The organism is Nonomuraea sp. NPDC004702 (assembly GCF_053601695.1).
On record NZ_JBSGCE010000003.1, the window covers coordinates 97,911 to 110,853 of the forward strand.

Here is a 12,943-nt window from a genome sequence, read left to right on the forward strand (position 1 = left end):
GACGTCAAGGGCAGCGGGCAGGGGAGAGGCGTCAACCGATCGCGAGCGGACGAACACCACCAGTACCGGCATTAACGGCAGTCCCATAAGGCCCGGGCATCTCTAGATGTTGACACGAATCTTCCACCGATGCTGACAAATCACCACAGACAGCCGGGCTGAGCAGCCAAATTGCCCTGATATGCCCGAAAAAATCCTGGCGGGGGAGACACCTCAACCCCGACCAGCACCCCCACCCGAAACCCACCGCAAGGGACAACCCACCCCACAATGGATCACATGGACACCCGCGCCGCCGCCCAGCACTTCGCCGACACCTGGCAACACGGCTGGACCCACCACGACACCACCGCCATCATCGCCCTCTACAGCGACGACGCCACCCACACCAGCATGCCCTTCCGCCCACCCCACCACGGAAAAGCCGCCATCGCCGACTACATCCGGCAATCCTTCACCGGCGAAAGCGACCCCCACGTCACCTTCACCGCCCCCATCGTCGACGGCGACCAGGCCGCCATCGAATACCGGGTCCACGCCCTCGACAACGGCCACCCCATCACCCTCGCGGGCTGCGTCTTCGCCCGCTTCAACCCCGACGGCCTGGCCATACAGACCCGCGACTACTGGCACACCACCCCAGGCCACCGATAAGCAGACAAATCAGCGCCGCCCCATCGGCACCGGCGCCACCACCCCCGGCACCGGCAACGGACGCGCCACCTGCCGCGTCTCCTCAACCTCCGCCACCTCCGCACGCCGCTCGGCGTGCCCACCCCCGCAATACCCGTTCGTCAGGATCAACCGCCCCCGCAGCGGGGTGTACGCCTCCCTGTCGGAAGCAGGCAGAACCCCCTGACACACCGGACATAAAACCGACTGGTTCCCCACGTGCTGCTCCTCTCGCTGAGCGAATAGCAGGAGCTCTACCCTAAAACCACCGAACATGACAAAGACAGTGAATCAACACGCCGTCAAAGCCCCCGTCAGTCCCCACGAGGGCCCCGCCACACCACCCCACCGCCCACAAAACCCCAGATCACACCCCCATTCCCAATTCACCCGCCAAGATCACAATGAAGGCGGAAACACCCGAAAAAACTTCCCACCAACCCCACAAGCAACCCAAGGGAACCACCGATGACGAGCCAGCCCTTGCTCAACCGCATCAACCAGGAACAACCGCGCACCTAGCCCACGTCTCCGTGCTCGTGGGCTACTCTCCGCCCATGGCCAAGTTCCTCGCCGTCCTCAACGGCGCCGCCGACAACGCCGACAAGGCCGAACTCACCGAGCAGCAGCAGAACGAGTTCATGCACGCATGGGCGGCATGGGCCCAGAAGAACGAGCACGCCCTGATCGACCCCGGAGCGCCCCTCTTCCGCAAGAAACTGGTGACGACCCACGGCATCGAGGACTTCACCGACGCCAAGACCGGATACGCGATCGTGGAGGCCCACACCCACGAAGACGCGGCACAGCTCTTCAGCGACCACCCTCACATCGCCCTGATGTCCGGCAACTCGATCGAAGTCCTCGAATGCCCACCCATCCCGTCCTGACAAACGCCCAACCGCCACGCGCGGGCCCCACCACCCCGGCGCCCCTCACGGGATGAACAAAGACCCACTCACCCCCACCGGCTCCCACAGGCCGAGCACCCGCAGCAGATTCCTCGCCAACGCCCGATGCCCGTACTCATTGGGATGACACCCGGACCCCATCCAATGCTCGCCACCGTCCCAGGCCGCATGATGATCCACCAGCACATCCGCCTCCAGTGAACGCACCACCTCGGCATAAGCCGGCAGATCCGCCCAGCCGGACTCCGGCGCCCGATTCGGCGTCTGAAGCACCACCCTCGCCCCCGCCTCCCGCACCCGGGAAACCACAGCGGCATAGTCACGGGCAAAAGCCGCAAGACCCGCCGGCCCCGCCACACAGTCGTTCAGCCCGAACATCAGCACCACCACATCAGGCCGATGACGCAACACCGCGTTCTCCACATCGAGCTGAGAGACCTTCTGACCACTCACCCCGGTGTTGATCACCACATCGGACGGCCGGTTCAGCTCGAACCGCACCCGCTCGGCGAACAACTGCGTGTAGTCACGCCACCCGAACGTGTGCAACGCCCCCTGAGTCACGCTGTCACCCGTGAACAACCACACCGTGCTCATCCCGATCACCACACCCCAGACGACGACCATGCCGCACGAAAGGCTAGACGATCATCGCCCCCACCACCCTGCACGGGGGAGTAGCGCTACGAACCAACGCTGGGACAACCACCAAAAGGTAGCGCCGCCGACACAACCGCCCATCGGCCTCATCCGCAAAGGGGGAGGCCGAACCGCGCCGCCAAGCCTCAGGCGCCAGAAGCGGGTCGCCCATCCGCCCCGTACGCACAGACCCCCCGGCGGGAAGCACGACAGCGATCGCACCCGAGTTCGATCACACAGCTGCCGAACGCAGCCGACCGCCACCGCGACGGCACACCCACCCGCGACCGGAAGCGCGGAGGAGGCCCTCGATCAGCTCTACTTGACATAATGTTCATTATCGAGCAACCAGCCAACGCCACGACGCAGCAAAAACATCCCGCATGAACAGTCACCCGCCGGGCAGATTTCCACCATGCCCAGCCTGACGTCCAGCCAGTTCCTCGCCGCCCCGCCGGCTCTGGCCGCCTCGACGGCCGGCCTCGTCGCACTCACCGCGGTCATCGTCGCCGCCGTCATCTGGCTGATCATTCTGGCCGTACGGTTCACCAAAAGCCCCCGCAATCGCCCCAACCCCAGCGTCGACCTGGTGGACCAGGCCCGGGAGCTGAAGGCCCTCGGTCAGATCCAGGAAGCCGTCTTTTTGGTGCGCGGCGAGACCGGCATGAGCCAGCGTGCCGCCTCCCGCTTCGTGAACCGCCTCTAGCCGGACAAACTGCTCATACCGTACAGAACGTGGATTCTGTGTGGTTTGGGTAATCCGTCCGCAAAAGGGCTGCTCGTGGGGCTCTGGAGATCCCCGCGATTACGCACGGCGGTCGGACGGCTGCTCTATGCTGTCGGGGTGCGGGTGTGTGAATAGGGGGCGTGAAACCCCTCCGGCCTCGGCGAGGCCGCCTTGGTCCAGGGGGGTCGGCGGTCCCGGCGTACGTCACCGGCCGCACGGTCCACGGTCCACTCCCCCCTTCCGACACCGGGCATGTGTGAGCCCGGGAATGGCGGCTTTGTCGTGAATACCCCGGACCCCCTCGGGTGTGCGTCCCTCCCCCATCTGCTCTATGTCGATCACCAGTTGCGCATCACGTGCTGCCCGATGCCGGGTCCGTCGATCATCCGGTTGGTGGGCGAGGTGGACGCGACGAATCAGGTGGCGCTGGCCGAGACGTTGGGCCGGGCGCGGCGGATCGACGAGTCGCTGGTGGTGGATGTGAGCGGGCTGGATTTTCTGGGGGTGGAGGGGGCGCGGTTGCTGGTGGTGTCGTGCCGGGCGGGGCGTACGCAGTTGGTGGGGACGCCGCCGCATGTGTTGCGGTTGTTGCGGGCGATGGGGTGGACGGGTGGTCAGGGGGTGTAGGGGTGGGTGGCGGTGACGGCGGTGACGGGGAGGGGGCCGTAGAGGTGGGGGTAGCCGTTCTCGGTGCGGATGTCGAGGCCGGTGGGGTCGATGTCGAGGACGAGGAGGGGTTGGGTGACGGCGGTGTAGTAGGTGTCGTGGACGGTGCGGAGTTGGGTGTGGTCGTGGCTGAGGTGGATGAAGCCGATGTCGTCGAGGGTGTGGCCGAGGGTGGAGATGCGGTACTCCCCTGCTTGCTGGGCGTGTTGCCAGTCGGTTTGCAGGGCGAGGTGGTGGAGGACGGTCATGGGGTCCATTCGGTTTCGAGGATGGCGTAGATGGTTTCGCTGGTCCATTCGCCTTTGACGATTTCATTGTCGATGAGGGTGGCTTCGTGGCGCATGCCGAGTTTTTCCAGGACGCGGGCTGAGGCTTTGTTGCGGGCGTCGAGGCGGCCGGTGATGCGGTGGAGGCCGAGTTGGGTGAAGCCGAGGTGGATGAGGGGGCGGGTGGCTTCGGGGGCGTAGCCGTGGCCGTGGTGGTCGGGGTGCAGGACGTAGCCGATTTCGCCTTGGCGGTGTTGTGTGCTGGTCCAGATGAGCAGGGCGTTGCCGATGAGTTGGCCGGTGGTGCGCAGGGTGATGGCGAGGTCGAGGGCGTCGCCTTCGTCGTGGAGGGTGTGGCGGGTGATTTTTTTGTCGAGGGAGGTGCGGGTGGTTTGGCGGTCGCGGGGTTCCCAGTAGAGGTAGCGGGTGACGTCGGGGCGGGATTCGTAGGCGTGGAGGGCGTCGAGGTCGTCGGGGGTGAAGGGGCGTAGGCGGAGGCGGGGGGTGGTGAGGGGGTATTCGGGTGTGAGCACGGGGGCAGTGTAGGGAGGGGGTGGGGGGTGTTCAATGCGTTTTTGGTGGGGTTCAGTGGCTGCCGGCGAGGTTGAGGACGATGACGCCGCCGATGATGAGGAGGATGCCGCTGATCTTGAGGGGGGTGAGGGTTTCGCCCATGAGGGTGGCGCCGATGAGGGCGATGGCGGCGGTGCCGGCGCCGGACCAGATGGCGTAGGCGGTGCCCATGTCGAGTTGGAGTTTGAGGGCGCGGGCGAGCAGGACGAAGGAGGTGATGTAGCCGGTGGCGACGGCGATGGTCCAGCCGATGTGGGTGAGGCCGTTGCTGAGTTTGAGTGCGGTGGTGGCGAGGACTTCGGAGGCGATGGCGAGGGCGAGCAGGATCCAGGCCATGGGGTTCCTTCGGGGTGTGGGTGTTGCGGGTTCGGCTTGAAAAGGTAGTCGAATGCGTGTTCCACTGGTTGGGTGGGTTGGGATGCGCTGGCGCTTGTCGAGGCGGTCGATGAGCGGCCGCTGATCGAGCGGCGCGCGGTGGTGCGTGACGGTTTTTATGAGACGCAGGCCCGTACGGTGATCGAGCGGGTGCCTGGGAGTGCGGGCATCGTCGAGCGGTGGGCGGTTTCGCCTTATCGGGGTTGTGCGCATGCGTGTTTGGGGTGTGGGGCGCGGGCGGGTCATCGCAGGCTGGGGTTGGATGCGGGGGCTGATTTCGATGCTCGGATCGTGGTCCGGGCGAATGTGGTGGAGCGGTTGCGGTCGGAGTTGGGGCGGTGGGAGGGCGAGCCGCTGGCGGTGGGGGTGGCGGGCGATGGTTATCAGCCTGCTGAGGAGAGGTATCGGTTGATGCCGGGGGTGGTGGCGGCGCTGGGGGCGGCGGGGGTGCCGTTCACGGTGTATACGCGTAGTGCGTTGGTGTTGCGGGATGCGGAGGTGCTGGCGCGGGCGGGTGCGCGGGTGGCGGTGTCGATCGCGTTCGTGGACGAGCGGATCAGGCGTGCGGTGGAGCCGGGTGCGGTGGGGGCGCAGGCGCGGTTGGAGTTGGTGTCGGCGCTGGTGGAGGCGGGGGTGGAGTGCCGGGTGTTGATGGCTCCGGTGTTGCCGTTGCTGAGTGATGCGGCTGATCAGTTGACGGCGACGGTGCGGCGGATCGCGGGTGCGGGGGCGGTGGCGGTGGAGCCGGTGGTGTTGCGGTTGCCGCCGGGGACGCGGCAGTGGTATTTGCGGTGGTTGGCTGGGGCGCATCCGCATCTGGTGGAGCGTTATGAGGAGCTCTACGATCGGGCGGGATTCCCCTCCCCCGGCTATGAGCAGCGGATCACGGGGCAGATCGCGCAGTTGTGCCGGGTTTATGGGATGCGGTGCGGTGCGCCCGAGCCGGTGGGTCGGGGGCCGTCGGCGGCTCAGTTGTCGCTGGTGTGATCGCCGGGGTCAGGGGCGTTGGCGGAGGATCATGCCGGGCCACTCCCCTACGGTGAAGGGCTGGTCGCGGGTGAATCCGCAGCTTTCGTAGTAGGAGACGAGGCGTTCGTCGTCGCCGGCGTAGCAGTCGACGCGGACGAGTCCGAGGCCGCGGTCGCGGGCTTCTTGCAGGGCCCATTGCAGGAGGTGTCGTCCGACGGATCGTCCTGCGTGGCGTTGGTCGATGACGAGGACCTGGACGTAGAGCTCGGGTTCGGTGGCGGGGGTGACGTAGGGCATGGCGTCGCCGACGACGATGCAGCCGGCTGGTTGGTCGTCGATCTCGGCGATGCGCATGCCGCCGCCTGCGAGCCAGTCGGCGGCTTGCTGGGTGCGGCGGGGGTCGCCGGTGAAGGGGCGGGTGCCCCATTGGCCGGTGCGGTTCTGGCTGACGAGCCATTGCACGGCGCTGTCGAACATGGTCAGGAGGACGGCGTCGTCGCCGGGGCGGCCTTCTCTGATCTTCACCGGTGACACTGTAAGGGGTGGTGGGTGGGTTGGGTGCTGACGGGGGTCGGGTTGGTGGTGTGGTCCCGCTCCCCCGTCTGGGGTCGTGTCTATGGGGCGTTCGTGGTTGTGGTTTTCGGGAGTGCGAGCATCACGAGTGCGGTGATGAGGTAGAGCGCGGTGGAGGCGATCAGGACGATGCTGAGCGCGTGACTGTAGGCGGGCGGCGCCGGTGGTGTGGTGGCTGGTGGGGTGGCGGTGGTGAAGAAGATGGTGCCGAGGACGGCGATGCCAGCCGCGCCGCCGATCTGGTTGACGGTGGACAGGACGCCGCTCGCGGCGCCTGCGTTGCGTCCGGGGACGCCTGCCAGGACGACGTTGACGAGGATGGGTGCGGCGAGGCCGAGTCCGAGGCCGCCGGCGAGCAGTGCGAGGGCGAGGGGCCAGTAGCCGGGCTGGTTGCCGTCTTTGACGATGGACCACAGGGTGAGCTGGGATGCGGCGATGGTGAGTGAGCCGGTGATGAGGAGCGTTCTGCCTGCTTTGGTGGCGAGGGCGACGCCGAGGCCGGAGGTGATGATCGAGCCGAGTGCGTACGGGAGGATCACCAGGCCGGTCTGCCATGCGGTTCGGCCGGTCGCGTTCTGGAGGTAGACCGACAGGGTGAGGAAGGACGGTGCGATGCCGCCGAAGAAGAGCGTGGAGGCGGTCAGGCCGACGGTGAAGGCGCGGGTTCTGAGCAGGGCGGGGTCGAGGACGGGTTCGTCGCCGCGTCGGGTGAGGCGGCGTTCGTGGGCGAGGAAGATCGTGAGCAGGAGGGTTCCGGCTGCGAGGAGGGCGTAGCTGGTCCAGGTCCATCCCCAGGTCTGGGTCTGGATGATCGGCAGGAGCAGGAGGAGGATGCCGGTGGCGGCCAGGAGTGCGCCGGTGAGGTCCAGTCGGGCGGTGGCGGTGGAGCGGGACTCCGGCAGGGCTTTGGCGCCGACGGTGAGGGCGAGGATGGAGAGGGGCACGTTGATCCAGAAGATGGTGCGCCAGCCCAGTCCGAGCAGGTCGGCGTCGACGAGCAGGCCGCCCAGCAGTGGTCCGGCGACCGCGGCGAGGCCCTGGACTGCTCCGTAGGCGCCGAAGGCCTTGGCGTGTTCCCCCGGGGGGAAGGTGGCCCGGATGATGCCGAACACCTGCGGGACCATGATTCCTGCGGTCAGTCCTTGCCCGGCTCGCATGGCGATGAGCATGCCGGGGTCGGTTGCCAGGGCGCACAGTGCCGAGGTGGTCATGAAGCCGGTCAGTCCGATGGTGAACAGGCGCTTGCGGCCGTGCTGGTCTCCGAGGCGTCCGCCGGTGATGAGGCCCGTGCCCAGGGTGAGGGTGTAGGCGGCGATCGTCCATTGGATCTGGGTGTCGTCGGCGGCCAGGTCGTGGGCGATGGCGGGGGCTGCGACGGTGACGATGGTCGCGTCGAGAAGGTCCATGAAGGATCCGAGGAGGACCACCAGCAGCGCGGTGGTCGCGCGGGTGCCGGTGTCGCGTGTGGGGGGCGCTTCGGTGGTTCGGGGGCTGGGTGTGTCGGTCATGGCGGCCACTTTTGTCGGCATGGTTGCCATCGAGTGGCCGCTTTGGGTGGGAGGATCGGGCAATCATGGCTGCCACGTCCGCGCGTACGCTCAAGCTGCTGTCGATCTTCGGGATCGGTGCGACTCTGACGGCCGGCGAGCTCGCCGGCCGGGTCGGGGCGTCGGTGAGGACCGTGCGTCGCGACATCGAGACGTTGCGGGATCTCGGGTACGAGATCGAGGCCGTTCGCGGTGCGGGTGGAGGGTATCGGCTCGGTCGTGGCGCCCGTTTGCCGCCGGTGGTCTTCGACGAGGATCAGGCGGTGGCCACGGCGGTCGCGCTGCAGACGGTGCCGGCGGTCCTGTCCGGTATCCGGGAGAACGCGGCGCGTGCTCTGGCGACGCTGCACCAGGCGATGCCGGTGCGCGGCCGTCTGCAGGCCGAGGCGTTCACCGTGTCCTCGGCGCGTAACTACTGGGAGTTCCCCGCGCCGCCGATCGAGGCCGGGGTCGTCGCGGCCGTGGGCGGTGCGGTCAACCGGCGGCATCTCGTGCGGGTGGACTACACCGGCGGCGGCGAGCCTGTCACGCTCACGTTGGAGCCGCATGAACTGGTGGTGTGGGCCGCGCGCTGGTATCTGGTCGCCTTCGACCGGGACGCCGGCCGGTGGCGCGCGATGCGGGTGGACCGTTGCGCGCCGCACCCGCCCACGCACGTCCCTTTCGAGCGGCGTGACGTCCCGCACGGTGATCCTGTCGTCTTCGTGATGACGGCGCACGACCGTGGGGACGCCGCCGCTGAATGGCCGTGCCGCGGTTCGGCCGTTCTGGCTCTGCCCGCTGCCACGGTTGCCCGGTTCGCCCCTGGCGGGTCGACGGTGGAGTACGTCTGCGAGGGCACGTGCCGGCTCACGCTCGGCGCGTGGTCATGGCCGGGGCTGGCGGGGCTGCTGCTCACGTTCGACGCCGATCTCGCGCACATCGAACCGGCCGAGCTCAGGCAGGCTTTGTGCTCGCTGGGCGCCCGGATCGGCAGGGGGCTCGACTCCGCGGCGCGGTGAACCCTGCTGTCGTGAGGCGCCTCTCCCCTGGTCAAGAGCCATGAGCTCCTCCCTGCCATCGGCTGCGTCCGCGTCTCGCCGATGCTGGGCAAGGCTGTGCGGAGGCGCCCACTCCGAGGAGGGCGGATGCTGGGAGTTGTTCGGCACGTGGTTGATTCGGCGGGAAGAAGGGGGCCCAGTTCGCTGGGGACGGCACATCTGTAGGCTCTTGAGCGGCGAAGCGCGGATATCTGACGCCGCTGTGCTTCTCATCGCGATTTCGTCTTACTCGTGCATCAAGGAGTGCCGTCGTGGCGATCGGCAAGGCAGTGCACGTCGCAGCCGGGTTGTTCCTGACCGGGGTCGGCTCGCTGATGTTGCTGGCGTTCAGTAGCCTGGCCGTCGGCGTGCCCGTCGGGTTCCTGCTGGTTTGCGTGTTTCTTCTGAGCGCGGGGCTGGTGGGGCTGTTCCGAAGTCAGTACAAGGACTTCTTCGCAGGCTGGCTGCTGTGGGCTGCGACATTGACCACGTTCACGGGGGGCGTGCTCTTCTAGGCGTCTTCGGGGCATCGGGAGTCGAGCGGGCAGCTGCGCAGGCCTCCACGACCAGGTCAGATCCCAGGTCGTCTCGTCGATGACACCGGTCGGCGTCGCACCGGCCTTGTCCTGGTAGCTGGCGCACACGGCCTTCGACTCCGGGCCGTAGACGCCGTCACGTCGCCTGACCGGGGCCCCGCTTCACCCGCGCGTACAGCTCCTTCCCTCGGGCGCGAGGCGGAGTAAAGGAACTCGTACAAGCGCCAGGGTGAGCAGACGGCATCTGGTCGGAGACGGGGTGGATGGGGCCGCCCAGGACGAACCCGGCCCGCCGAGCAGGCGGCCGCGACCTGCCGGACCCTCTGCCTGGCGGGCCTGTGCCGGGCGTGGGTGCGCGGTGGCTGGGCGCGCCGCCCGGGGCGGGCCGTCGCGTCTGTCCCCGTACATGCAGCCCCGGAGCTCACTCGCCCTGTCCAGGATCATCGTGCGCAAATATGCACGCCTCCCCCTATTTGCTGCTAAATATCTGAAACGATTGCTTTTTATTTGTCTTTCGAAACTCCTTACCTTCCACAGAAAAACGTGTGTGCTTTATCGCTTCGCCGAAGGGGTACTTTCAAATTTGCAACCATTTAGGGGCAGCTATTGGCCCCATTCGTTCGAATCTGGCATCTACAGGGGAAACACGTGGCTCCATACCAGAGCGGGCGCGCTTCGCACCCACTCGGCATCACACGCGTGCTGGCGTTTGCTCTAGCCGCTACGGCAACCAGCGCACTCACGGCTCTCTCAGTTCCAGCGCCGGCCTTTGCCGGCGTCCACACGACACCGGTCGCCGGCGTTCACGGCCTCGCGGATGCCAAGGTCGTGAAAGCAAAGAACCGCTCCTTCCCCGGCGGGATGGACGACGACAACGCTGTCGCGATCGACTCGGCCTTCCAAGGGGACCCCGAGGACGAGGAGAGGCCGCCGACCAAGTTCGTCGGGGTCGTTCGGGAGGACAAGGTACTGATCAGGGACCCGCGGACGACGCCACGATGGCACGACCTGTCCTCGCGGCTGCCCAGGAACTTCGGCCGCCTGGTCGACATCACTCTGGCTGCGCCCGACGAGGGGACGACCGTGCATGTCACTGTCCTCAACGCGCACTCCCGCATAGCGCAGAGCACGTGCACCGTCTTCCCGCCTCCGGGCACCATGGCGACGCGGCCCTGGCCCGCCAACTGCAGCCCCTTCTTCGACATCACGCCGCCCAACTGAGTCGACAGGGTCTGATCCGCTGACGCCGCTTGCCGTGCCCTGAAACCTTCGGGGCACGGCACTCGCGTTGATCTCGACCGTTTGGCCCATGTCGGGCCACGTGAGTAACTGGCATGTCGCCGTTGAGGCTGATCCGGCCGTGCATCCACCACGGGTCGTCACGTGACCAGTGGTTCTCGCGCGCCCGCCACTGCCAGCCGATCCCCCACTCGCCGACGGACACGTTGATGACGCGTGGCTCGTAGCCCTCGGCGCCGAGGCGGCGCTGTAGCCACGTGCCGAACGCCTCGGGGTGGAGGTAGAGCGCGCCGAGCGGCCACACCCTCAGGTGCCCGGACACGGTGTGCTCGGTCCCGGCCGCGCCGATCGTGAGCTGGGCGGAGAAGACGCCGAACGTCCTGCCGAGGACGAACTCGCCGCCGAGAGTGCCGGTCGGCCGGTCAGACCACGGACCGGGCCCCCACGTTGTCGAGTCGAGAGCCTGCATGGTCTGGGTGAACTCGGGCGTGTACACCTTGCCGCTGTAGGGCTGGCCAACGTCGAAGTGCCGCACGTGGAGGCTGCCTTGCGGGTCGGGGCGGCACCGCACCGATCACAGACCACCCAGCGGGCCGCGTCGGTGCCGGGCGGCGTCGGCCCGTACCTGTCGACCACCGGCTTGTGACCACGGAGCCGGCACCAGAGCATGAGGCGCGGCACCTGGTGCGCCCAGAACCCGCGGTGGACGAGCATGCCGCTGGCGGCCGTCGCGCTTGAGGCAGTCGGTCGAGTGCCACATGATCAGTTCTCCGAGGGGTGAGAGATGGTAGGCGCGGGGCGGCCAGTGCCAGGTGCCGGGCTGGCCGCCCTCGATCCGGCTGGTGACCCAGTAGGTGTCGTTGCCGTCCAGGTGGACCTGGAGGTTGGCGTGGGCGGTGCCGGACGTGCGCACGACCATGGCGGGAAGACGTCGCCGACCATGACGCGGGAGCCGACGTGCGCGACGTGGCCGTCCCGGTCAGCCAGTCCGGGGAGCGCGGGCGTGCAGCCCCGCTGGAACGCCTCGTAGGCGTCTCGGCGGCGGTTGATGTCGTCTGCGTCTTCGTTGGTGAGCTGGTAGTGGACGATGCGGCCGAGGGGCGGCGCGGCGCTCATGCGGAGGGCTCCCGAAGCTCGTGCAAGGTGGAGGGGGTCCCGTGGCACGGCCCAGAAGACGACCTTCCCCTCCGGCTTCGCATCCTCGTCAACCTCGGGCTTGAGCAGTGGCGCTCGATGCACAACTTCGGGCTGATGGATGACTCGGAAATCCGTCGGCTTGTTTCAGGTCTCTTCGCGGGTGAGGCAGGTCGGAGACGCTGGGCGGAGTGCGACGACGGGTACAGGGCCGATCGGCGAAACGTCCGCACCCGCGCTTTTCCCGGATAATGGACGAAGAGCTGGCGAAGGCTACTCGGGTACCAGCAATGCCCATAACTCGTCCACAGACCGCGCCGGGCAAGAGGCACTGGCGTGCCGCTGCGGCAGCAGGAGCTGCCCTCATCGTCGGCGTTGCGATAGGACGGCTCCGATAGCCCGTCAGGCCCACCTCGGCACACGGACGCCGCCCTATCAACCACCTAATGGAACAACGCGTGATCAGCATGTCGGAAGGACGACATGCTGATCACAGTCGTGGGCGACCTCGTGGCCTCTTCGATCGATGCAGCAACGAGGTCGGACGGATCGTCCTCCAGCCGCCGAGCGGCCGCCAGGTAGATGTCCGTGGTCGAGGACTGGGCGTGGTCCAGCGCCTCATGGATCTTCTTCACGCTGACGCCCGCCTCCTGGGCGAGCGTCGCGAAGGTGTGCCGCAGCTTGTGCGGGTGCAGCCGCTCCATCCTGGCCTGACGGTCGGGCCGCCGCCCCGTGGCCGCATCGGCGTTCGGGTGCGGCACCAGCTCGGCGGTCACGGTTCGCCTTCGCCATCGAGGAGCCTGTCCACTGGTTTCCGTCATGCCGGCCTTGCCGAGGAGGTCATCGATGAACACCGCCCGGTAGGGCAGCTCGGCCGCGAGCCAGAGCACCTCGTCGTCGTAGCCGGCCGCCGTCGGTCGTGGACCAGACGCAACGCCGGTTCGCTGGATGCGGCGAAATGGCACCGGCCGGAGCGCCCGGGCAGGCGAGAGACCCCACGAGAGACGCCACCAGCTCGAAACTCGACATGCCAAAGGCGTCGAACGAAACTGAGGCGACGTCACCCCTCACGTCAGCCAAGAAGCTGCGACATTTGG

18 protein-coding genes are annotated in these 12,943 nt (G+C 67.5%); 9 read left to right on the forward strand and 9 right to left on the reverse strand.

Annotation, left to right across the window (positions count from 1 at the left end; translation table 11 throughout):
• Positions 1 to 279 precede the first annotated feature (279 nt).
• Together ACWEJ6_RS05340 and ACWEJ6_RS05345 are read left to right on the forward strand one after the other, a co-directional pair.
• Positions 280 to 654, forward strand: a complete 375-nt coding sequence (locus ACWEJ6_RS05340) for a nuclear transport factor 2 family protein (protein ID WP_452421435.1) — start codon at positions 280 to 282, stop codon at positions 652 to 654.
• A gap of 575 nt (positions 655 to 1,229) precedes the next feature.
• Entirely contained in the window at positions 1,230 to 1,562 is a 333-nt protein-coding gene (locus tag ACWEJ6_RS05345; protein WP_452421437.1) for a hypothetical protein, read from the forward strand.
• A 45-nt stretch (positions 1,563 to 1,607) separates the two neighbouring features.
• On the opposite strand, the gene ACWEJ6_RS05350 is transcribed toward ACWEJ6_RS05345, so the two are convergent.
• Positions 1,608 to 2,210, reverse strand: a complete 603-nt coding sequence (locus tag ACWEJ6_RS05350; protein ID WP_452421439.1) for an SGNH/GDSL hydrolase family protein — start codon at positions 2,208 to 2,210, stop codon at positions 1,608 to 1,610.
• Between the two features lie 427 nt (positions 2,211 to 2,637).
• Between ACWEJ6_RS05350 and ACWEJ6_RS05355 the strand changes: the two genes are divergently transcribed.
• Together ACWEJ6_RS05355 and ACWEJ6_RS05360 are read left to right on the forward strand one after the other, a co-directional pair.
• Positions 2,638 to 2,928 carry a hypothetical protein gene (locus ACWEJ6_RS05355; protein WP_364335639.1) on the forward strand — a complete coding sequence of 97 codons (291 nt, stop codon included), beginning with the start codon at positions 2,638 to 2,640 and terminating at the stop codon, positions 2,926 to 2,928.
• A 387-nt stretch (positions 2,929 to 3,315) separates the two neighbouring features.
• The gene (locus ACWEJ6_RS05360; protein WP_452421983.1) at positions 3,316 to 3,576 is read left to right on the forward strand and encodes an STAS domain-containing protein; all 261 of its coding nucleotides are present in this window, start codon (positions 3,316 to 3,318) and stop codon (positions 3,574 to 3,576) included.
• Here ACWEJ6_RS05360 and ACWEJ6_RS05365 read toward each other — a convergent pair.
• Genes ACWEJ6_RS05365 through ACWEJ6_RS05375 form a run of 3 tightly spaced genes read right to left on the reverse strand, consistent with a single transcriptional unit; the run spans position 3,564 to position 4,790 of the window.
• Positions 3,564 to 3,863, reverse strand: coding sequence for a DUF952 domain-containing protein (locus ACWEJ6_RS05365; protein WP_452421441.1), 300 nt, complete (start codon positions 3,861 to 3,863; stop codon positions 3,564 to 3,566). The two genes, ACWEJ6_RS05360 and ACWEJ6_RS05365, sit on opposite strands and share 13 nt — an antisense overlap.
• Positions 3,860 to 4,414, reverse strand: coding sequence for a GNAT family N-acetyltransferase (locus ACWEJ6_RS05370; protein WP_387675221.1), 555 nt, complete (start codon positions 4,412 to 4,414; stop codon positions 3,860 to 3,862). Before ACWEJ6_RS05370 ends, ACWEJ6_RS05365 begins: the two co-directional genes overlap by 4 nt.
• A 52-nt stretch (positions 4,415 to 4,466) precedes the next feature.
• Positions 4,467 to 4,790, reverse strand: coding sequence for a DMT family transporter (locus ACWEJ6_RS05375; protein ID WP_358286711.1), 324 nt, complete (start codon positions 4,788 to 4,790; stop codon positions 4,467 to 4,469).
• 72 nt (positions 4,791 to 4,862) lie between these two features.
• Here ACWEJ6_RS05375 and ACWEJ6_RS05380 point away from each other — a divergent pair, with 72 nt between their 5' ends.
• Positions 4,863 to 5,816: a radical SAM protein gene (locus ACWEJ6_RS05380; RefSeq protein ID WP_387675217.1), complete on the forward strand. Its 954-nt coding sequence runs from the start codon at positions 4,863 to 4,865 to the stop codon at positions 5,814 to 5,816.
• A 9-nt stretch (positions 5,817 to 5,825) separates the two neighbouring features.
• Here ACWEJ6_RS05380 and ACWEJ6_RS05385 read toward each other — a convergent pair whose 3' ends face one another.
• Positions 5,826 to 6,323, reverse strand: coding sequence for a GNAT family N-acetyltransferase (locus ACWEJ6_RS05385; RefSeq protein ID WP_452421444.1), 498 nt, complete (start codon positions 6,321 to 6,323; stop codon positions 5,826 to 5,828).
• A gap of 89 nt (positions 6,324 to 6,412) precedes the next feature.
• Complete coding sequence (locus ACWEJ6_RS05390) at positions 6,413 to 7,879, reverse strand: MFS transporter (protein WP_452421446.1); 1,467 nt, start codon at positions 7,877 to 7,879, stop codon at positions 6,413 to 6,415.
• A gap of 65 nt (positions 7,880 to 7,944) precedes the next feature.
• Between ACWEJ6_RS05390 and ACWEJ6_RS05395 the strand changes: the two genes are divergently transcribed.
• From ACWEJ6_RS05395 to ACWEJ6_RS05405, 3 genes are all read left to right on the forward strand, one after another.
• Positions 7,945 to 8,919 (forward strand): helix-turn-helix transcriptional regulator, encoded by a 975-nt coding sequence (locus tag ACWEJ6_RS05395; RefSeq protein WP_452421449.1) that lies wholly within the window; start codon positions 7,945 to 7,947, stop codon positions 8,917 to 8,919.
• A 290-nt stretch (positions 8,920 to 9,209) separates the two neighbouring features.
• Positions 9,210 to 9,452, forward strand: coding sequence for a hypothetical protein (locus tag ACWEJ6_RS05400; RefSeq protein WP_452421451.1), 243 nt, complete (start codon positions 9,210 to 9,212; stop codon positions 9,450 to 9,452).
• A gap of 849 nt (positions 9,453 to 10,301) precedes the next feature.
• On the forward strand, positions 10,302 to 10,694 hold the full coding sequence (locus tag ACWEJ6_RS05405) for a hypothetical protein (RefSeq protein ID WP_452421453.1): 393 nt from the start codon (positions 10,302 to 10,304) through the stop codon (positions 10,692 to 10,694).
• Here the strand turns inward: ACWEJ6_RS05405 and ACWEJ6_RS05410 are convergent.
• On the reverse strand, positions 10,678 to 11,247 hold the full coding sequence (locus tag ACWEJ6_RS05410) for a hypothetical protein (protein ID WP_452421455.1): 570 nt from the start codon (positions 11,245 to 11,247) through the stop codon (positions 10,678 to 10,680). The two genes, ACWEJ6_RS05405 and ACWEJ6_RS05410, sit on opposite strands and share 17 nt — an antisense overlap.
• A gap of 39 nt (positions 11,248 to 11,286) precedes the next feature.
• Positions 11,287 to 11,631, reverse strand: coding sequence for a hypothetical protein (locus tag ACWEJ6_RS05415; protein ID WP_452421457.1), 345 nt, complete (start codon positions 11,629 to 11,631; stop codon positions 11,287 to 11,289).
• Positions 11,632 to 11,669: 38 nt separating this feature from the next.
• Between ACWEJ6_RS05415 and ACWEJ6_RS05420 the strand changes: the two genes are divergently transcribed.
• Positions 11,670 to 12,098 (forward strand): hypothetical protein, encoded by a 429-nt coding sequence (locus ACWEJ6_RS05420; protein ID WP_452421459.1) that lies wholly within the window; start codon positions 11,670 to 11,672, stop codon positions 12,096 to 12,098.
• Positions 12,099 to 12,289: 191 nt separating this feature from the next.
• Here ACWEJ6_RS05420 and ACWEJ6_RS05425 read toward each other — a convergent pair whose 3' ends face one another.
• Positions 12,290 to 12,736: a tyrosine-type recombinase/integrase gene (locus tag ACWEJ6_RS05425; protein WP_452421461.1), complete on the reverse strand. Its 447-nt coding sequence runs from the start codon at positions 12,734 to 12,736 to the stop codon at positions 12,290 to 12,292.
• Positions 12,737 to 12,943: the final 207 nt, after the last annotated feature.

Excerpts from the sequence above, each read along its gene's own strand:
- ACWEJ6_RS05415 (WP_452421457.1), bottom strand. The coding sequence starts at position 11,631 with ATGGTCGTGCGCACGTCCGGCACCGCCCACGCCAACCTCCAGGTCCAC.
- ACWEJ6_RS05345 (WP_452421437.1), top strand. The coding sequence starts at position 1,230 with ATGGCCAAGTTCCTCGCCGTCCTCAACGGCGCCGCCGACAACGCCGAC.
- ACWEJ6_RS05365 (WP_452421441.1), bottom strand. The coding sequence starts at position 3,863 with ATGACCGTCCTCCACCACCTCGCCCTGCAAACCGACTGGCAACACGCC.
- ACWEJ6_RS05340 (WP_452421435.1), top strand. The coding sequence starts at position 280 with ATGGACACCCGCGCCGCCGCCCAGCACTTCGCCGACACCTGGCAACAC.
- ACWEJ6_RS05350 (WP_452421439.1), bottom strand. The coding sequence starts at position 2,210 with ATGGTCGTCGTCTGGGGTGTGGTGATCGGGATGAGCACGGTGTGGTTG.
- ACWEJ6_RS05360 (WP_452421983.1), top strand. The coding sequence starts at position 3,316 with ATGCCGGGTCCGTCGATCATCCGGTTGGTGGGCGAGGTGGACGCGACG.
- ACWEJ6_RS05375 (WP_358286711.1), bottom strand. The coding sequence starts at position 4,790 with ATGGCCTGGATCCTGCTCGCCCTCGCCATCGCCTCCGAAGTCCTCGCC.
- ACWEJ6_RS05355 (WP_364335639.1), top strand. The coding sequence starts at position 2,638 with ATGCCCAGCCTGACGTCCAGCCAGTTCCTCGCCGCCCCGCCGGCTCTG.
- ACWEJ6_RS05390 (WP_452421446.1), bottom strand. The coding sequence starts at position 7,879 with ATGACCGACACACCCAGCCCCCGAACCACCGAAGCGCCCCCCACACGC.
- ACWEJ6_RS05395 (WP_452421449.1), top strand. The coding sequence starts at position 7,945 with ATGGCTGCCACGTCCGCGCGTACGCTCAAGCTGCTGTCGATCTTCGGG.